This window comes from Thioalkalivibrio sp., assembly GCF_007692535.1.
Taxonomy (GTDB): domain Bacteria; phylum Pseudomonadota; class Gammaproteobacteria; order Ectothiorhodospirales; family Ectothiorhodospiraceae; genus Thioalkalivibrio.
This window is the reverse complement of sequence record NZ_REBW01000228.1, coordinates 1-17,351: the sequence shown is the minus strand read 5'-3', so window position 1 is coordinate 17,351 and position 17,351 is coordinate 1. Positions and strand designations below refer to the sequence as shown.

The window sequence follows — 17,351 nt, the reverse complement described above, 5'->3', positions numbered from 1 at the left end:
GTTAACGACTGTCACCGGCAAAGCCCGGGGCGCCGAGGAGTCGTACTGCTGCTGGCTAGCCCGGAACGACAACCGCGTGTAGCATTTCCGGCATGAGCGAAGATCAGGAAGACAGGAAGACAGAGGACCATGACGGCCTGCCGCTGGATCCGCCGCTGGACGCAGAGGAGGCGCGTGTGCTCGGTTGTCTGATCGAAAAGGAATCCGCCACACCCGAAGTGTATCCGCTGACCCAGAACGCAACGGTTACCGCCTGTAACCAGAAGACCAGCCGTAACCCGGTGATGCAGATGGATCCCGGCCGCGTTGGCTGGGTGCTCCGTCGGCTGGAAGAACGGGGCCTGGTGAAGAGTGATTTCGGGGCACGTGCCACTCGCTACGCGCATCGCCTGGACCCGGCATTGAACGTCAGCCCTGGCGAGCGCACGCTGATCGGCCTGCTGCTGCTGCGCGGACCACAGACCCTGTCCGAGTTGCTCACGCGATCGGAGCGCCTGCACCGCTTCGACGGTCTGGATGATGTGCGCGACCACCTGGACGCACTGGCGGCACGGGACGAGCCCATGGTCGTGCGCCTGCCCCGTGGACCGGGTCAACGCGAGGATCGGTACATGCACCTGCTCTGCGGCAGGGTGGAGGAGGAACTGCCGGCCCGGAGGACATTCTCCACGCCGACCGGTGAGGCGCCAGCCTCCGGCAACCTGTCCGAAAAGGTGATGGAACTGGAGCGGCGGATCGAAGCCCTGGAACGCCGCTTGGGGGAGGTTGAGGACTAGGGTCCTGTCATGCGTCTAATGGCGCCTTCCGCGAGACGAGAAGCAGAATCGGCCCGGCGTCCCGGAGCGATCCTGGCAATTCGGTTCCTGATTCGCACGAATCCTCCGCAGACAAGGACAATCGCATCGACCGCAGCGAAGCCGCTGCTGCCGAAGGGTCTCAGCGGGGCACCAGCTTTACGGACGACTTGGGCAACTCCCGGGTGAAACGGACCCAGATCCCATCGGGGCATTGGCGCGCGACCATCGCGTGGGTGCGATAGCCACCCTCGGAGGCACCCGGCTGCGGGAAGACAATCTCCAGCAGCCGATCCCACACGGGACCCGTGTATTCCAGAAAGCCACCGAGGCGGCAAAGCTTGCGGGCCTGCACCTTTATCCGGTGACCGTTCCCCAGAACCAGCCACACGCTGGTGCGAACCCAGGTGTTGTCATCATCCTGCATCACCACTCCCCCAATCGAATGACGCGTTCCCTTGACATACCCATTGCTGGATATACTACTTGCGATATCGATAATAAGGCCAGTGAGTGCCAAAATGGAAGTCCGCCTACTACCTAGGTAATTCTACCCAGACGGGCGATCCGTTCGTCCAGGCACATCTTTGCTGCGCAGTGCAGACCGGAATCACCATCGGCTCGAATGACTCACGGCGTGTCTTACCCTCGGGAGATGGAGGCATGTGCCGGCCGGGATTCCACGGTATGAACGGTTCAATGCAGCACTCGACCGACGACAGCTGCAGCCCGTCGAATGCGGGCTACAGCATGGGACGAAGGCTGGGCGACAAGCGGGACGAACTGCTGCTGATAGTGAGTTGTGAAAGGAGGCGGTCAGCTTGCCTGGATGGAAATCAGTCCTGCGGGGCCGAGTCCGGGTTCAGCATGCCCTCGAGACGCTCGACCTCAGCCCGAGCGTTGACCAGCTCGCTGACGTCATATTGCACGCCGAGATAATAGATCAGCTGGCCCGAGGCATCCCGCAGCGGCTGGATCGACAACCGGTTGTGGAACAGGGTCCCGTCCTTGCGATAATTGCGCAGTGTCACCTCGACAGGGCGATGCTCCCTGACTGCGGCACGGATCTCCTCCAGCGCGGGCTGATCCCGATCGTCCCCTTGGAGAAAGCGGCAGTTGTGCCCGAGGATCTCCTCGCGACTGTAACCCGTCATCCGCTCAAAGACGGAGTTGGCGTAGACGATGGGATTGTCCGGCATGTCGGGGTCGGCGAGCGTCACTCCGTTCACGCAGGTATCCAGGATCTGGGTCAATACGTAGGGGATGATTCCGGTGTCTTTCTCGACGGTGAACAGCATGGGTCGCTCCAGTGGAGGATACGGTCAGGAGGTGGTTGAGTCAGTGGATCGCTGGCCAAGTTCCCTTTCGACCAGGGCCTTCAGGTTGCGTACGACGCGTTCCGTGCCGTCCTGAACCGCGAAACGAATGAGTTTCTCGAACGGCCGCAGCGCGAAGCCGAGCCGCGCCAACTCGAAGCTGAAGGTCAACTGCGTGTTCTCCCCTTGCGGGTCGAATCGATAATCGATCACGAACGGGTCCTTGATCCCCTTGAAACACACACGATGCTGGGGATCGAGCACAATGACCCGGAAGTCGGTTTCGGTGCGGCGTCCCTGGTCGACGCGGACCTGATGCGCCGTCCAGCCCAGATCCAATGGCCCGTCGCTCAGGGGCCTCAGACGTTGGACCTCGGGAGACCACCGTGGGTAGTTGCGGACGAAATCATGCACGACGAAACGATAGACGTCTGGCAACGGACAGCGGATCAGGGTTCTGGACTGGGCCTTCACCATCGTTCAATCGGTTCCCATGGGGCGGTTTGCGGGAGAGCGCAACGGGACGGGGGCACGGACTCAGGGGGAAGATCATCCCGATTGGCTGCCCATCCTCTTCTGTCGAAGGATAGCAGCATCCCCGGGGCAGCGGCCAAGGCGCGGTTTGCCCGACACCCGTTGCGGGTACGGCGCCAGCCATCCTGACGGGCAATCCGGGGACGAAAAAAATCCCACTGCCCGGTTGAGGCTCCCGTCATTTTTCGCCCGCGTGGTCGTGAACGTTCTTCTGCCGTCGGCAGCCCGGTCCGCAGATATAGTCTAGATTACGGTATTTAACCGAGTTCAAGGCCCGGAAATAGGGCCAAGGGAGGAGTCACCATGCATGATCTGCCACCTGGAATTCGGTCCGCCCGCGCGGGCTGGGCGCACACTGGAACCCGCCGCCCGCCATTCGCGCATGAACCCGGTCCCGGGCAGGAATCGGTCTGGGACTATCCGCGGCCTCCCATCGTCGCTCCGGATTCGAGAGAAGTCCTGATCAAAACCGGGGACCAGACCGTTGCCCTGAGCGAGAGAGCTGTGCGCGTGTTGGAGACGGCGAGCGCGCCAACCTTTTACGTGCCGCCGGAAGATGTTGACGAAGCGCTGTTGATCCCGATGTCCGGGCATTCATTCTGTGAATGGAAGGGGCCGGCCCAATACTTCGAGCTCGCCCACGCCCCGGAGCGCGGTGCTCCGGTCGCCTGGATTTACCCGGAACCGTTCCCGGAGTTTGAGACGCTGGCCGGCTGGTATGCCTTCTATCCCGATCGCATTGCCTGCTTCGTGGCCGGCGAGCGGGTCCTGCCTCAGGCGGGGGGCTTCTATGGCGGATGGATCACCAGAGACGTGGTGGGACCGTTCAAGGGCGATCCGGGCACGTCCGGATGGTGATCCCGGCGGATGGTGATCCCGATCGTCAGGCCACCAGGAACATAGCCCGAGTGCCTCCTGGCTGCATCGAAAGGGGCGGAGAAGAAAAATGCCGATGTTAAGCGGTGGCCCGATGAACCGCATCTCCCAGCAACGCGCCCGCGCCCGTCAGTGGCGCATGCTTGTGCAGCCCGACGAATCGGCCACCGTGCAAAGCGACTACACAGAGCCAACACAAACCCCAAGAACGAAAAAGGCCACCCGCTCATAGTGGCTCACGCCATTGCTTACACTCGTGCACTTGCCATATCGCGGTTATCACGAATCCTCCGCGTTCGCCTTCCCCGCGGGTGGCGAGTCCTTTCGCAAATCTGGCGCCGGAAAGCCCATCGCCTGGGGTTTGGCCTCCTACGTCCGCGCCCCTTGAAACAGCCCCCACCTGACCACCGGAGGAGCTTGCGTGCTAATCAAACATTTTAATCAGGGTGACGCAGCATTGCTTCCTGGTGCCCACTGGTAGACCTCTTGGAAACGTCTGACATAGAAGAAGCGGGTAGTCTCGACGAGGATCAGATTGGAAGTATTTGAATCAACGAACTTTTGCAGGTAACCATGCTTGGCCGTGAGCGCTCGGCCCCACTCTTCAATCTCTTTCGGATCATCCAGAACTCTGGCGTGGCCAGTTATCGTCAGCCCGCAGATCAGGTTAATGCTTTCGGGTTGCTGAGAACGGTTGTCTATCATAAGCGATACTTTATCGTTACTGGAAATCAGGGTGAATTTTCTCGTTTGAGAAGGGGTTGAAAAAACGATCTGCCGCAGGTCTTCGCTGATGGCAAAGCTGATCAGTGAAACATACGGCTGCCCTTCACCTTGCGTGGCAAGAACGGCAAAGGGTTGGTCTTTGCAGAGCCCTTTTATTTCATCCAAAATCTCTGTCTCGGCCCCATTATTCTTGGTGGATACCACATCAACGAATTTAGGTTCATCGTAATCTCGGTTCAAAAACAAGCCTCCCTTAAAAAAGGTTCTTTGGATTCGGCCCTGGCTGGGCGAAGGACAAAGCGCCCAACCCCATCGACATCCCCGACGAAAAGGCCACGACCTGCGCGCACGTCCGTTCGGCGTCCGCTCACCGGCGGTACCTGGCTCCGGCCAATGGCGAGTACCGGGGGTGCAGGACCGAATCCGCGACGCAGGCCTACTACATTACTCTGATGGGCCCGGGTCGCGGGGTGTGTCCCGGTCCTGCTCGACGTCCCCACCTGATGATTTTGGGGGATTGAAACTCGTTTCTGGAACTGCGGTCCATGATGCATTAGCCGATCCTAATGGAGTGGGCTGACCCGGCCGAGAGTGCCGTCCGGCTAATATCCAGACGTGAACCGAGCAACCGGAGAACACACATGAAAAATACCCTGAAGTTCCTCGCCTCGACCGCCCTGATTGCCACCTTTGCCGCACCGATGCAGGCCAGTTCGGCTCATCTGCACGGTCCGGGCTATGGCTGGAGTCCCCACTACGGCAGCGGTCTGTACCACCCATGGCACGGGCGCGGGTCCGGGCGTGGGCACCTGTCCGGCGGCTTTGGCTTCTCGATGGGCGCCGGCGGCTACGGCCGTGGATGGGGCAGGGGCTACGGCAGGCCGTACTATGCCCACCATCGTTACCACGCCCGCAACTGGCGTGGCGCCCCCTACGCGATGATGGCCCCCGCCCCGACGACCAGTTCCGATAACGGCGCCTACTGAAAAGTCCCCGCCCCGCTCCCGAGAGGGGGCGGGGCACCCCGCCTCCCGCGACGCGCCCGTGGACAGGAGACACCTCAGGTCGCGGGCGAATGAGCCGTGATGAAGCAGCTGGCCGGCGTTGGCGTTCTTCTCCTGCACCCCCGTCCATCGGGATTGGGCTACCATCTACCATGCGGTCTGCTTTCCGGGCGGCAACGACCGTGTACCGATTCATGATGAAAAAGCACATATCACCACCAGGCAGACGCCATCGACGTTGTTTTCTCGAGACGGTCACGCTTGTCGCCTTGCTGGCGGTTCTGCCACTCTCGGGGCTGGCGTCCGAGGATCCGGCGATGACCGACACTCTCCTGCTCGACGACTTCCAACATGAGGATGGCCTCTCGAACGTCGGTACGCACTGGGAAGGGCTTACCGACCGCGTGATGGGTGGGCGCTCCGAAATGCAGTTCAGCCGTCGCGACAGCGATGCTGGCCCGGTACTGGTCATGCGCGGCCAGGTCCGGCTTGAGAATCGCGGCGGGTTCATCCAGGCAAGGCTCCCGCTTGACCCAGGTGGCGGCAGCTTCGATGCCAGCGCATGGGAGGGCCTCTACATCACGGTCCGCGGCACGCCCGGGCCATATTATCTGCACCTGCGCACCCGTCAGACCTGGCAGCCGTGGCAGCATTACCGTGCACCGATCGAGGTCCAACCCACCTGGCAGGAGCAGTTCGTTCCCTTCACCGCGTTCGAGGGCCGCGCCACCTGGCGCCGGTTGGACGTCAGCGCTCTCAAATCCTTGGGGATTGTCGCCTACGGCGAGGCCTTCGAGGCGGAAATCGAGGTGTCACGACTGGAACTCGGCAACAGGCCGATTCCCGTCCGCGAGTAAGGCACCAACGGTCCGCCCAGCAGGGATTCCCGCCAGATACAGCCAGACCTGATGGCGCGCCGGGGTCGGGCGTTGCAGCAATCCAAGCCAAATTTTGCGGTGGGTGGCCCACGACGACGTCGAACCAGACGTCGGGGAGCGGCTTGTCGGGCTGACCGGCAACCTGATCGAGAGGCCGCGCGTTCGCGGAAGGGTGTTGCATGTCGGTGACCCCGTAGGTCCGGTCGCAGAGCCCGCAGTGCGGATCCGCCGCTTACTCGGAGTTTCGATTCTGTACAAGCGCTGGCGGTGTGACGCGCGAGGTTACGCTGAGTGCAGTCACCGTGACGAGGATCAGACCCATCCCGAGAATCTGAACGAAACCCAGGCTTTCATGCAGCACCACGACGCCGAACAGCGTCGCGGTGACCGGTTCGACCATCGCCACGATGGAAGCCACGGCCGGCGCGGTATACCTGAGCCCGTTGATATACAAAGCGAACGACAAGCCCGCCCCGAACACGCCAAGCGCTGCGAACAGCGGCCAGTCCGGTGTACTCAGTACGGCAACCATCTGAGCGCCATCCCCCGGCCACATCAGGATGAGGACGAGTACCCCGAAAGCAATCGAGAGAATCGCCTGCGGACTGCCGTGCGAACCCGCGTACTTGAAGCCGAAGATGAACACCGCGTAGGACAGGCCAGCCAGCAGGCCGGCTCCGGCACCGATGAGGGTGACGCCGCCCGCGCCGGTGTCGTAGATCTGGGTAAGCAGCACGATGCCAACCATCACCAGCGCGATCGCAACCAGCTTGAGCACGGTGGGACTTTCAAGCTTCAGGGCAAAGGAAACGAGGTACACGAACACCGGTGCCGTGTACATCAGCGTGGCCGCCACCGCAACGCTTCCGTGCGCGATGCTCACGAAATAGAAAGAGAAGTTGCCGGCCACGCCCAGACCGGCCACGGCTGACCAGAACCACAGCCGACCACTCGCGAGGCCACTGCCGTGCGGCCGCCAGGCGAGCCAGGCGAGCACGAACACGAGCCCGATTGCACCCCGGTAGAACGAGACCACGAAGGCGTCCCAGCCATCGGCCATCAGAATGCCGCCGATCCCGCCCGACAACCCCCAGAAGAGAGCCGCCAGCACCACGAATCCCACACCCAAGCCCATCAATGGCTCCCCTTTCGTTGTCAGCGATGTGTGACGTAGCGTGGCTCACCGGCGTGCAGGAAGCATTTCCGTCGGTTCGAGACAACCAGCCAGATCATACATAGAGGCCATGCGTAGTAGAAAAACGACCAGAGACGCTGGCAGCGCGTCTGCCGGGCAACTTACCCGGTGCGGCCGCCGCTGCCCCTGCAAATCGTCAGAGTCCCGGGTGGCCCCTTGTGGAGAGTGTTCCACAAGCCGCGAGGACCGTCTCTACCACAGACGGTGGCCCCCGGAACCGCCTGGCCTGTTCCCCCGGGAGCTCGCCGCGGTAGAGGATCGCTTCGAGGATTCAGCGATCAAACCATTGGTTTCAGGGGTGGGCGGGTCCTATATCAAGCTGCGCCAGGGCGATCTGCGCGCCAAGGACGACGATTTGGGGTTGGTGCCCTTGCTGCATCTGTATGGCGCTTATCACTTTACGGATCGCACTTCGCTGGTGCTTGATTTCGAGGGTGCGGCCGCGTCGCAGGGGCGCGCCCTCGACTTTGCCGTCCAGGTGCGTCATGAGCTGCCGACAGGCTGGCATGTCTACGGCGGCTATCGCACGTTGGAAGGCGGCGCCGATAACAGCAGCGTCTATGCTTTTGCCTGGCTACATCACGCCTCGGTCGGCATCGGCTACCGGTTTTGATGTCGCTCCCTCAGAGAATGCTGGCCCGTCGAGGAGGAGCGACGCGGATCACCGGAGCGCCCGGGGGCAGGCGTCAGTCGGCGGGTTCCAGCCGCCAGATGCCGTCCTGATCGTCGCCGTTGTCGGTCGCCACGTGGATGATGCCGTCCGGGCCGACGCGCACGTCCCGAATGCGACCAAGCTTGCCACGAATGAGCTCTTCCTCGTGCACTGGGATCCCGTCACGGAACACGATGCGCCGCACCTGTTCGGTGCGCAGACTGCCGGCCAGGAAATTGCCCGACCACTGCTGGACGTAAGGGCTTTCCTCGGGTAGTGCCGCGAGTCCCGAGGGAGGCATGGCGGGTGTCCAGTCGATCACCGGGTCCACCATGCCTTCCCTATGGCGCTCGGTGTAGTCGAAGTAGGGCTCCTGGGTCTCGTAGCTCAGGCCGAGCGAAACCTTCGGCCACCCGTAGTTCTCACCGGCCTCGATCCGGTTCAGTTCATCGCCTCCCCGCGGCCCGTGATCGGTGGCCCAGATCTCGCCGGTGTCGGGATGCACCATCAGGCCCTGGATATTGCGGAGTCCAAAAGCGTAGATTTCCGGCGCGGCATCGTCGCGGTCCACGAAGGGGTTGTCGTCCGGTACCGATCCGTCGTCGTTCAGGCGCAGCAGGCTCCCGGCGTGGTCACTCAGATCCTGCGCGCGTGGCGGTTCCGGACCGCGGTCTCCGACACTCATCAGCAGGGTCCCGTCGGGCAGCCAGGCGAGGCGCGATCCGTAATGGCGGCCGGGTTGCGAGTATTGATTCTGGACGAAGATCTCCTCAACGTTCTCGAGTTCCAGTTCGCGCAGCTCGTCGACGATGATCTCCAGAAAGTGGTCGAGATCCAGTTCGCCGCGCGCGAGTGCGACGGCCGTCTCGTCGGGGTTATCGGGGTTCGAGCGAGAGTAGGTGAGGTACACGAGTCGGTTGTCCTCGAAATTCGGGTGCAGGGACACATCGAGCAGCCCGCCCTGGCGTTGAGCCGTTACCTCGGGAATCCCAACGATCTGCCGCGCGATGCCCTCCCGAACCCAGTTCAGACGACCGGGGCGCTCGGTCACCAACAGGTCGCCGTCCGGCAGGAAGGCGAGGGACCATGTGTGGTCAAGGCCGTCCACGACATTGACGAGACGCAGCGGCTGGTATTGGGAATCCACGATGTCGGACGCGACGGCCACGCCTGAGAACAGCAGCATTGAGGCCACCATCGTGGCGGAGACACATCTCGGCTTGTACATGGCATTCCTCCTGCAATGGGGGCTACAGCCCCAAACTGATCAGTGTGATTCGAGAGCGGCCGCGACGTCGGATCTTCCGGTCCGACGCCGGTGCAGCAAAACGTCAGAACATCTGGCTATCGCCTTCCAGGAACACGGCATGGGCATTGCGGCAGTCGGTCTCCTCGAACGCCGGGACGTTCGGGTATTCCGACCAGTCTGTCTTGTTCTGGCAGGGGGGTGGAGCGGGGCCGGCACGTTGGACGCGGCGCCAAGTCGGCAGGGGATGCTGGCCATGACCAGCCCCTGTTGTGATGGAGAGGCGCACCCACGATACATATCCCTATCCCACGAACGCTAGCGATAGTCTGCACCGCCCATACCGGTTTTCACATGGGGGAAATTACGAATGAGCCGACGCCCAAAGCAGCGCTTCGCGTACGAGCCCACGGCCGACCTCGCCGCGGTTGCCACAGCCTACGTCTACGGGCTTGTCCACAACCACCCTTACAACGATGGCAACAGGCGGGGCGCATCCGTCCGCCAGCGGGTACGGGGTGAGGTCCAGCGCAGTCCAGGCGGTTCTACCTGTTGCACGATGGGCCGTTCCCGGCGGGCAGTCAGGAAAAGTCGTCGGTAACCGCCCCGCGGCTGGCCGAACCCACGGTGCGGGCATACTTGCCCAGGACGCCCCGGTCGAAGCGCGGCGCCGGCGGCTCCCAGTCGGCACGGCGGCCTTCGAGTTCGGTCTCGTCGACGTGCAGCCACAGGCGATTCTCGGTGGCGTCGATCTCGATCGTATCGCCATCCCGCACCAGCGCGATCGCGCCGCCACTGGCCGCCTCGGGTGCGACATGGCCGACGACCATGCCGTAGGTCCCGCCGGAGAAACGCCCGTCGGTGATCAGGCCGACGGAATCGCCGAGGCCGGCTCCGATGATGGCGGCCGTCGGGGCCAGCATCTCCCGCATGCCCGGACCACCGCGCGGACCTTCGTAGCGGATAACCACGATGTCGCCGGCCTGGATCTCGCCGGCGAGGATGGCGTCCAGGCAGGCCTCCTCGGAGTCGTAGCAGCGCGCCGGGCCGGATATCGCGGTGCGCTTGAGTCCGGTGATCTTGGCAACCGCGCCCTCCGGGGCCAGGTTGCCCTTGAGCACGGCCAGGTGTCCCTGGGCGTAGAGCGGCTCGCTCATCGGCCGGATGATGGCCTGGTCCGCGGGGGGTGCATCGGGCACGCCGGCGAGGGTCTCGGCCAGGGTCTGGCCGCTGATGGTCAGACAGTCACCGTGCAGCAGCCCAGCATTGAGCAGCATCTTCATGACCTGGGGGGTGCCGCCCATCGCGTGGAACTGGGTGGTCACGTATTGGCCGGACGGCTTCAGGTCACAAAGCACGGGGACCTTGCGCCGGATTCGTTCGACGTCGTCGATGTCCAGGTGCACCCGGGCGGAGTGGGCGATGGCGAGCAGGTGGAGCACCGCGTTGGTGGAGCCGCCAACCGCCATCACCACAGTCAGGGCGTTTTCGAATGCCTCGCGGGTCATGATGTCGCGCGGGCGCCGGTTGGCGTGGATCGCCTCGAGCAGAACCTCGGCCGAGCGGGCCGCCGACTCGATCTTCTCGGGATCCTCCGCCGCCTGGGTCGAGGAGCCGGGCAGGCTCATGCCCATCGCCTCAAAGGCGCTGGACATGGTGTTGGCGGTGAACATTCCGCCACAGGATCCGGCGCCGGGGCAGGCATTGCGTTCGACGCCCTGCAGGTCCTCGTCGGAGAGCTTGCCGGCACCGTGCTGGCCGACCGCCTCGAAGGCGCTGACGATGGTCAGTTCCTGTCCCTTATAGTGGCCCGGCTTGATGGTGCCGCCATACACGAAGATACCGGGGACATTCATGCGGGCGAGTGCGATCATCGCACCGGGCATGTTCTTGTCGCAGCCGCCGGTGGCAAGGATGCCGTCCATGCTCTGTCCATTCACCACCGTCTCGATCGCGTCGGCGATCACCTCGCGCGAGACCAGCGAATACTTCATCCCGGGTGTGCCCATGGAGATGCCGTCGGAGATGGTGATCGTGCCGAAGACCTGCGGCATCCCGCCGGCTGCGCGCACGGCCTGCTCGGCACGGTCAGCCAGGGCACCAATCCCGATGTTGCAGGGGGTGATGGTGCTATGCGCGTTGGCGATGCCTACGATGGGCTTCTGGAAGTCATCGTCGCCGAAACCGACCGCGCGCAGCATCGCACGGTTGGGGCTGCGGCGAGGTCCCTCGGTCACGATGCGGCTGCGGCGGTTGTCTGGTGCCATGGTGCTCCCGTTGCGGTTAGTTCACGGATCAGGGGGTCAGTGCGCGCCAGGGTCATTCTGGCGCACGTAACGACCATTCAGGAACCGATCGAAGAACTGGCCGAGGGTGGGGTGCTCGATCTGCTCGCCCCGTATGTCGGGTTCCAGGTGGCGCTCGGCGACGTAGGTGCTGTGCGTGTGCCCGTCCACCAGCACGTGATACCAGGGCTGGTCCTTGGGCGGGCGGCTCCTGGCCACGTTTTCGTACCATTCGTCGGATCCGGCATAGACCGGATCCACGTCGATGATCACACCGCGGTAATCGAACCGGGTGTGGTGCACCAGTTCGCCAACGGTGAAGCGCGTCCGCGTGGTCATGATCCCCTCTTACCGACTTGGTGTTTGGCCCTGGGACCAACATGCGGAAATTGTGTCCATCCTGCAAGGGGCTTCAGCGAAGTCCTCACCGCAATCGATCGTCACACCCAAGCCAGCGCCGGTTCAGGATCGGAACGGGCAAGGGGGACAGACCCGAGCGGGCGGGTCGAGGTGCAGAACGAGCGGCCGCGACACAGCTTGACATGCGGGAGACGCCGCGGAAAATGGCGTTGTTTGGTCAAGGATGCCGGCCCCATCAACCCCATAGGCAAGGGAGTGCCCACATGCTCGCGATTTCCCGCCCTGATTGTCACGAAGACTCCGCAGGCAGCAACATTCGCGCCTTCGTCCGCGAATTTCAGCAATGGCGGGTCCAGCCGTGTTTCCCGGTCCCTGACAGGTGGAGACTCCGGAACAAGAATAGGTGCAGTCCCGGTCGGGGCCGCTCATCAGCTAACCCTCGGCGCTCCATTCTGCGAAACCCGGAACGCCTCTGCAGTGACGCGCTGCAGGGGCCGGCGGCAAACGGTCTTTTCGGGAGGGTCACCGATGTCTGAATACAGGTCGAACGGCCCCGTTCGGGCTCCGCAGCATCTCGGCGAGACCCTCGGTGCGATCTTTGCACGCTATCCGAGACTGCTCGGAACGCTCCTGCTGGTGGGCGTGCTGCTCGGCCTGCTGCAGGCCGCGACCGAGTCCGTGCAGGTCGAGGGCATGGCACTCCTGGAGGCCGGTGAGATGCCGGGGCCGGCCTTCTTTGTCGCGGTACTTGCAGGCCTGATCGGGAGTGCCTACCTCTGGGTGGTGGCGCTGTTGCGGGCAGATCACGCGCTCGCCGGTGACCGCGGGAACGGCGCATTCGCGCGGGCCGGCCGCGTGTTGCTGCCGGTGCTGGCCTATGCGTTGCTATATACCCTGCTGGTCGTGACCGGCCTGGTGTTGCTGGCGCTGCCGGGGATCTTCCTCGCGGTTCTGCTGGCCCCGGGCGTGATGCTGATCGTACTGCGGGATAGCGGCGTCTTTGCCGCGCTGAAACGCAGTGCAGTGCTGGTCTGGGGAAGCTGGTGGTTCAGCCTGGGGATCCTGCTGACAATCACCCTGGTGGCGGTGATCCCGCTTTCGATCGCCGAGATCGTCCTGATGGAGTTGCGGCAGTCCCCGGACCCGGGTGACTGGCTCACGCTCGCGGGCTTCAATGTGGCGGTGATGGTCCTGGTCCTGCCGCTGTTCACGTCCATGGCCTACACTCTGCTAGAGGCCCTGGAAGCGCGAAGGCGCAACGTGATAATGGAAGAGGATCTCCTTCGGCGCGCGGGCTCGTCGGGGTGATGCCGGGCACGGATCATGTGCGTTGCGACCCCTCGCTGCACGAAGACGACGATATGTGGTCGAATGGGCCAACGCCGAGTACCGGTAACGGCCCGGTGACGCACCGATTCAACAGGAATTCCGAATGCCCTCCAGCAAGCCTCCGGTCGTATGGTCCAACGCGGTCTTCTTTGCGCTGATCAACTTCACCGCCTTCATCCTCGTGCCGCTGTGGGGCGTGATGCACGGCTACAGCGGCTGGGCCTGGGTCTTCTTCGCCCTCTTCGTGGTCCTCGGCGGGATGAGCATCACCGTCGGGTATCACCGGCTTTGGGCCCACCATTCCTTCAAGGCGCGGGCGCCGCTCCGCGTGGTGTTGGCGATCTTCGGAGCGATGGCGCTGCAGAACAGCATTCTGCACTGGGCGGCCCGGCACCGGGTTCACCATCGCTACGTGGATGACGTGACCCGGGACCCCCACTCGATCAAGGCCGGGTTCTGGCACGCGCACATCGGCTGGATGCTGCGCAAGTGGCCCACCACCGAGGCGGATTTTTCGCGCGTGAAGGATCTGGAGAGGGATCCCATCGTGATGTGGCAGCACCGGCATTACTGGACACTGGTCTGGGTAATGAACCTGGGTGTGCCGCTCGGCCTGGGCCTCCTGTTCGGTGATGTGGTGGGCATGCTGCTGCTTGCGGGTGCCCTGCGGCTCGCATTGAGTCACCATTTCACGTTCTTCATCAACTCGCTGGCCCACCTGTGGGGTCGCCGACCGTACAGCGACGAGAACACGGCCGTGGACAATCCGGCCGTTGCATTGCTGACCTGGGGCGAGGGGTATCACAACTATCACCACGCCTTCCAGGCCGACTACCGCAATGGCGTGGCCTGGTGGCATTACGATCCATCGAAGTGGTTCATCAACCTCTGTGCGTGGTGTGGGCTGGCCTACGATCGGCACTGGACGCCAGCGTTCAAGATCCAGAGGGCGCGACTCGCAGTGCAGTTTCGCAGGCTCCAGCATCTCGCCGAGGCCGCCGCAGTGCAGGAGACCTGGCGCGGCGCGCTGGAGCGCGAGTATCAGCGATTTCGCGAGACCGTGAATCACTGGCAGGAGGTGCAGGCGAAAAAGGTCCAGGCGGGTCGTGCGGCGATGACCGACCGCTGGCTGAAGACCGAACTGCGGACGTCATTCAAGGAACTCGAATACCGTCTGAAGATGCAGCGCCGCCGTCTGCAGGTGCTGGCCGGTGAGTTGAACCAGCGGGTTCATTCCGGCATGTCGCCGCCATCGGTGTCCGGCTGATCCTGCCGTTCTGGCCGCCCTGGCCGAGGCACATTGATCGGCGGGATTGGACAGCCTTCCTCCATTCCCTGCGGGCAAGCCCTTCGCCGCGCGTCCGCACCCCGGGACCGGTTTCGATGACACCGCGATCGTGAACACGTTTTTCGCAACGGCGCCGCAGGGGCTGGAGGAATTGCTGGCCGCGGAGCTGAAGTCGCTGGCGCTGGACGGAGTGCGGGTGCGGCGGGGCGGGGTCGAGTTCTGTGGGGAACTGGTCGCGGCGTACCGGGTTTGTCTATGGTCGCGCCTGGCCAACCGTGTGCTGCTGCCGCTGGAGCAGTTCACCGCCGGCGATGAACAGGCCTTGTATGACGGGGTGAAACGGGTCGATTGGTCCTTGCACCTGGGGCCGGAAAACACGCTGGCGGTGGGCTTCACCGGCATCCGTGCGGCGCTCGGCCACAGTCGCTTCGCCGAACAGCGGGTCAAGGACGCGGTCGTCGACCAGATCCGGGAGCGCATGGGCAGTCGTCCGTCGGTCGACACCGAGCAGCCCGACCTTCGCATCAATGTGCACATGGTCGACGACGGCGTCACCGTCGCCGTGGACCTGGCGGGCGGCAGCCTGCACCGCCGGGGCTACCGGCGTGAGGGGCGGACTGCCCCACTGAAAGAGAATCTGGCCGCGGCCATGTTGTTCAGGGCCGACTGGCCGGAGCTGGCCAGCGAGGGCGGCGCCTTCGTCGATCCCATGTGCGGTTCGGGCACGCTGCTGATCGAGGCCGCGTGGATGGCGGGGGACTGCGCGCCCGGCCTGTTGCGCCGCCACTATGGATTCTTGAACTGGCGCGGCCATGACGATGCGGCGTGGGAGTCGCTGCTCGATGAGGCGCTGGAGCGTCGGGAGCAGGGGATCGGACACCTGCCGCCCATCCTCGGTTTTGATGAGGACCCGGACGCGCTGGAGACCACGCATGACCACCTGACCCGGGCCGGCCTGTCCGGCCGGGTGCAGGCGGAGCGGCGCGAGATCGGTCAGGCGCGCCCGCCTGGCGGCGCCGTGCGCGGCCTCGTCGCGACCAACCCGCCCTACGGCGAGCGGCTCGGCGAGGCGCACGAACTGCTGCCACTCTATCTGCGCCTCGGCGAGACCCTGAAACGCCATTTTCCGGGCTGGCGGGCAATTGTTCTCAACGGGTCTGGCTGTCAGGTCGGCCTGAAGCCCGAGCGTAGCTGGCAGCTCTACAACGGCCCGATCGAATGTCGCCTCGAGCGTTTCGAGATCGGCGCGCGCAATCCGGCTGAAACAACCGGGGCGGCGCCCGACCTGGTCAATCGCATCGCCAAGAACCGGCGCCAGCTGTCCCGGTGGCTCAGACGCGAGCAGGTCCAGTGCTTCCGCGTCTATGACGCCGACATCCCGGAATACGCCCTGGCCGTCGACGTCTACGACACCAGTGACGGCCGCTGGCTGCACGTGCAGGAATATGCGCCACCGCCCAGTATCGACCCCGGACGCGCCCAGGCGCGGCTGCGCGCGGCCTTGAGCGTCCTGCCGGAGGCCCTGGATGCGGACCCGGGCAAGCTGGTGTTCAAGGTCCGCCAGCGCCAGCGCGGTGACAGTCAGTATCAGCGACGATCCGAGCGGGGCCAGTTTCTGGAGGTGCGCGAGGGTCGCTGCCGCCTGCTGGTCAATCTGACCGACTACCTCGATACCGGCCTGTTCCTGGACCACCGCCCGGTGCGGACCTGGATCGGCGAAAACACCGGGAACCAGCGCTTTCTGAACCTGTTCTGCTACACGGGGGCGGCCAGCGTGCACGCCGCCGTGGGCGGGGCGCGCTCCACCACCAGCGTGGATCTCTCCGCCACCTATCTCGACTGGACGCGCCGGAACCTGTTTCTCAATCAGATGAACAGCCCGGACCATCAGCTCGTGCGCGCCGACTGTCGCCAGTGGCTCAAAGACTGCCGGGACAGCTACGACCTGATCTTCCTCGACCCGCCGAGCTTTTCCAACTCCAGGCGCATGGAAGGCGCCTTCGACATCCAGCGCGACCACACCGAACTGATTCGAGACAGCATGCGTCTGCTTGCGCCCGGGGGCACGCTGATCTTCTCCACCAACCTGCGCAGGTTCCGCCTGGATCCGTCTCTGGTCGGGACCTTCGAGATCGAGGACCGCACGGCGTGGTCCATCCCGAAGGATTTCCAGCGCAATCAGCGCATTCACCAGTGCTGGTTCCTGCGGCCGCGGGCGTGATTCTGCGGTGGATCGACAACGGCCGGAGTGAACGGAATCTTTCAGGCATTGGTGGTCCTGATGATCACGAAGATTCCGCTGACCGTCCGGTTCGCGCGCGACTGGCTGGGCCGTCGCGTGTGTGCTGGGTTCGGTTCCGGGGCGTCGCCTGGGGATTGGTGACTGCGGCGGCGCCGTTCTGCCGTCGTCCGGGCACGCTTGACACGGAGGCGCGGGTTGGCTGTAGTCGCGGGTGTCTGCATGCAACCAAAGGCCATTGGCAGGCCGCAAGAAAAGGAAGATCTGCATGATATTGGTCACCGGCGGAGCCGGATTCATCGGTTCCAACTTCGTTCTGCAATGGTGCCGCAGCGGTGACGAGCCGGTGCTCAATCTCGATGCCCTGACCTACGCTGGCAATCTCGCCAACCTGCAGTCGCTGGCGGATTCGCCGCTGCATCGTTTCCAGCACGGCGACATCCTGGACGCCACCCTGCTGGAGCGTCTGTTCGCCGAATACCGGCCCCGGGCGGTGGTGCACTTCGCGGCGGAGTCGCACGTGGACCGCTCGATCCACGGCCCCGAGACCTTCGTCGAGACCAACGTGACCGGCACCTTCCGGCTGCTCGAGGCGGCTCGCGCGCACTGGCTCGGCCTGACGGGCCCGG

The 17,351-nt window shown here is 64.0% G+C and carries 18 protein-coding genes; 10 read left to right on the top strand and 8 right to left on the bottom strand.

The annotated features are described in order from the left end of the window. Positions 1-92: 92 nt before the first annotated feature. Positions 93-776, top strand: a complete 684-nt coding sequence (locus EA346_RS12995; RefSeq protein ID WP_296759291.1) for a YceH family protein — start codon at positions 93-95, stop codon at positions 774-776. 160 nt (positions 777-936) lie between these two features. Here the strand turns inward: EA346_RS12995 and EA346_RS12990 are convergent, their stop codons facing one another. From EA346_RS12990 to EA346_RS12980, 3 genes are all read right to left on the bottom strand, one after another. Then, complete coding sequence (locus EA346_RS12990; protein WP_296759289.1) at positions 937-1,221, bottom strand: hypothetical protein; 285 nt, start codon at positions 1,219-1,221, stop codon at positions 937-939. A gap of 409 nt (positions 1,222-1,630) precedes the next feature. Next, complete coding sequence (locus tag EA346_RS12985; protein ID WP_296759287.1) at positions 1,631-2,092, bottom strand: PAS domain-containing protein; 462 nt, start codon at positions 2,090-2,092, stop codon at positions 1,631-1,633. A gap of 24 nt (positions 2,093-2,116) precedes the next feature. Beyond that, on the bottom strand, positions 2,117-2,587 hold the full coding sequence (locus EA346_RS12980) for an SRPBCC family protein (RefSeq protein WP_296759285.1): 471 nt from the start codon (positions 2,585-2,587) through the stop codon (positions 2,117-2,119). Positions 2,588-2,947: 360 nt separating this feature from the next. Between EA346_RS12980 and EA346_RS12975 the strand changes: the two genes are divergently transcribed. Then, on the top strand, positions 2,948-3,502 hold the full coding sequence (locus EA346_RS12975) for a DUF427 domain-containing protein (protein ID WP_296759283.1): 555 nt from the start codon (positions 2,948-2,950) through the stop codon (positions 3,500-3,502). A gap of 459 nt (positions 3,503-3,961) precedes the next feature. Here EA346_RS12975 and EA346_RS12970 read toward each other — a convergent pair whose 3' ends face one another. Beyond that, entirely contained in the window at positions 3,962-4,486 is a 525-nt protein-coding gene (locus EA346_RS12970; protein ID WP_296759281.1) for a pyridoxamine 5'-phosphate oxidase family protein, read from the bottom strand. Between the two features lie 401 nt (positions 4,487-4,887). Here EA346_RS12970 and EA346_RS12965 point away from each other — a divergent pair, with 401 nt between their 5' ends. Together EA346_RS12965 and EA346_RS12960 are read left to right on the top strand one after the other, a co-directional pair. Continuing rightward, entirely contained in the window at positions 4,888-5,232 is a 345-nt protein-coding gene (locus tag EA346_RS12965) for a sulfur globule protein (protein WP_296759280.1), read from the top strand. Positions 5,233-5,567: 335 nt separating this feature from the next. Further along, entirely contained in the window at positions 5,568-6,107 is a 540-nt protein-coding gene (locus EA346_RS12960) for a CIA30 family protein (protein ID WP_296759279.1), read from the top strand. Positions 6,108-6,360: 253 nt separating this feature from the next. On the opposite strand, the gene EA346_RS12955 is transcribed toward EA346_RS12960, so the two are convergent. Further along, positions 6,361-7,263 (bottom strand): DMT family transporter, encoded by a 903-nt coding sequence (locus EA346_RS12955; protein ID WP_296759277.1) that lies wholly within the window; start codon positions 7,261-7,263, stop codon positions 6,361-6,363. 358 nt (positions 7,264-7,621) lie between these two features. Between EA346_RS12955 and EA346_RS12950 the strand changes: the two genes are divergently transcribed. Continuing rightward, complete coding sequence (locus EA346_RS12950) at positions 7,622-7,936, top strand: hypothetical protein (RefSeq protein ID WP_296759276.1); 315 nt, start codon at positions 7,622-7,624, stop codon at positions 7,934-7,936. Positions 7,937-8,009: 73 nt separating this feature from the next. Here the strand turns inward: EA346_RS12950 and EA346_RS12945 are convergent, their stop codons facing one another. After that, a complete protein-coding gene (locus tag EA346_RS12945) occupies positions 8,010-9,203 on the bottom strand; it encodes a PQQ-dependent sugar dehydrogenase (protein WP_296759274.1) in 1,194 nt (397 codons plus the stop codon). Positions 9,204-9,591: 388 nt separating this feature from the next. Between EA346_RS12945 and EA346_RS15005 the strand changes: the two genes are divergently transcribed. Beyond that, positions 9,592-9,822 carry a Fic family protein gene (locus tag EA346_RS15005; RefSeq protein ID WP_366755794.1) on the top strand — a complete coding sequence of 77 codons (231 nt, stop codon included), beginning with the start codon at positions 9,592-9,594 and terminating at the stop codon, positions 9,820-9,822. Here EA346_RS15005 and ilvD read toward each other — a convergent pair. Together ilvD and hspQ are read right to left on the bottom strand one after the other, a co-directional pair. After that, entirely contained in the window at positions 9,803-11,488 is a 1,686-nt protein-coding gene (gene ilvD, locus EA346_RS12940) for a dihydroxy-acid dehydratase (RefSeq protein ID WP_296759273.1), read from the bottom strand. The genes EA346_RS15005 and ilvD overlap by 20 nt on opposite strands. 36 nt (positions 11,489-11,524) lie before the next feature. Further along, positions 11,525-11,845 (bottom strand): heat shock protein HspQ, encoded by a 321-nt coding sequence (gene hspQ / locus EA346_RS12935; RefSeq protein ID WP_296759271.1) that lies wholly within the window; start codon positions 11,843-11,845, stop codon positions 11,525-11,527. Positions 11,846-12,394: 549 nt separating this feature from the next. Here hspQ and EA346_RS12930 point away from each other — a divergent pair. The 4 genes from EA346_RS12930 to EA346_RS12915 all read left to right on the top strand — a co-directional run. Beyond that, complete coding sequence (locus EA346_RS12930) at positions 12,395-13,174, top strand: hypothetical protein (protein WP_296759268.1); 780 nt, start codon at positions 12,395-12,397, stop codon at positions 13,172-13,174. A gap of 124 nt (positions 13,175-13,298) precedes the next feature. Further along, positions 13,299-14,462 carry an acyl-CoA desaturase gene (locus EA346_RS12925; protein ID WP_296759266.1) on the top strand — a complete coding sequence of 388 codons (1,164 nt, stop codon included), beginning with the start codon at positions 13,299-13,301 and terminating at the stop codon, positions 14,460-14,462. Positions 14,463-14,592: 130 nt separating this feature from the next. Beyond that, complete coding sequence (gene rlmKL, locus EA346_RS12920) at positions 14,593-16,704, top strand: bifunctional 23S rRNA (guanine(2069)-N(7))-methyltransferase RlmK/23S rRNA (guanine(2445)-N(2))-methyltransferase RlmL (protein WP_296759264.1); 2,112 nt, start codon at positions 14,593-14,595, stop codon at positions 16,702-16,704. Between the two features lie 286 nt (positions 16,705-16,990). Then, positions 16,991-17,351, top strand: a 361-nt coding sequence (locus EA346_RS12915) for a GDP-mannose 4,6-dehydratase (protein ID WP_296759261.1), incomplete at its 3' end; no start/stop codon positions are given.

What these genes read in the sequence shown, in the direction of transcription:
- EA346_RS12995 (WP_296759291.1), top strand. Translation starts at nt 93, where the DNA reads ATGAGCGAAGATCAGGAAGACAGGAAGACAGAGGACCATGACGGCCTG.
- EA346_RS12990 (WP_296759289.1), bottom strand. Translation starts at nt 1,221, where the DNA reads ATGCAGGATGATGACAACACCTGGGTTCGCACCAGCGTGTGGCTGGTT.
- EA346_RS12985 (WP_296759287.1), bottom strand. Translation starts at nt 2,092, where the DNA reads ATGCTGTTCACCGTCGAGAAAGACACCGGAATCATCCCCTACGTATTG.
- EA346_RS12980 (WP_296759285.1), bottom strand. Translation starts at nt 2,587, where the DNA reads ATGGTGAAGGCCCAGTCCAGAACCCTGATCCGCTGTCCGTTGCCAGAC.
- EA346_RS12975 (WP_296759283.1), top strand. Translation starts at nt 2,948, where the DNA reads ATGCATGATCTGCCACCTGGAATTCGGTCCGCCCGCGCGGGCTGGGCG.
- EA346_RS12965 (WP_296759280.1), top strand. Translation starts at nt 4,888, where the DNA reads ATGAAAAATACCCTGAAGTTCCTCGCCTCGACCGCCCTGATTGCCACC.
- EA346_RS12960 (WP_296759279.1), top strand. Translation starts at nt 5,568, where the DNA reads ATGACCGACACTCTCCTGCTCGACGACTTCCAACATGAGGATGGCCTC.
- EA346_RS12955 (WP_296759277.1), bottom strand. Translation starts at nt 7,263, where the DNA reads ATGGGCTTGGGTGTGGGATTCGTGGTGCTGGCGGCTCTCTTCTGGGGG.
- EA346_RS12945 (WP_296759274.1), bottom strand. Translation starts at nt 9,203, where the DNA reads ATGTACAAGCCGAGATGTGTCTCCGCCACGATGGTGGCCTCAATGCTG.
- EA346_RS15005 (WP_366755794.1), top strand. Translation starts at nt 9,592, where the DNA reads ATGAGCCGACGCCCAAAGCAGCGCTTCGCGTACGAGCCCACGGCCGAC.
- ilvD (WP_296759273.1), bottom strand. Translation starts at nt 11,488, where the DNA reads ATGGCACCAGACAACCGCCGCAGCCGCATCGTGACCGAGGGACCTCGC.
- hspQ (WP_296759271.1), bottom strand. Translation starts at nt 11,845, where the DNA reads ATGACCACGCGGACGCGCTTCACCGTTGGCGAACTGGTGCACCACACC.
- EA346_RS12930 (WP_296759268.1), top strand. Translation starts at nt 12,395, where the DNA reads ATGTCTGAATACAGGTCGAACGGCCCCGTTCGGGCTCCGCAGCATCTC.
- EA346_RS12925 (WP_296759266.1), top strand. Translation starts at nt 13,299, where the DNA reads ATGCCCTCCAGCAAGCCTCCGGTCGTATGGTCCAACGCGGTCTTCTTT.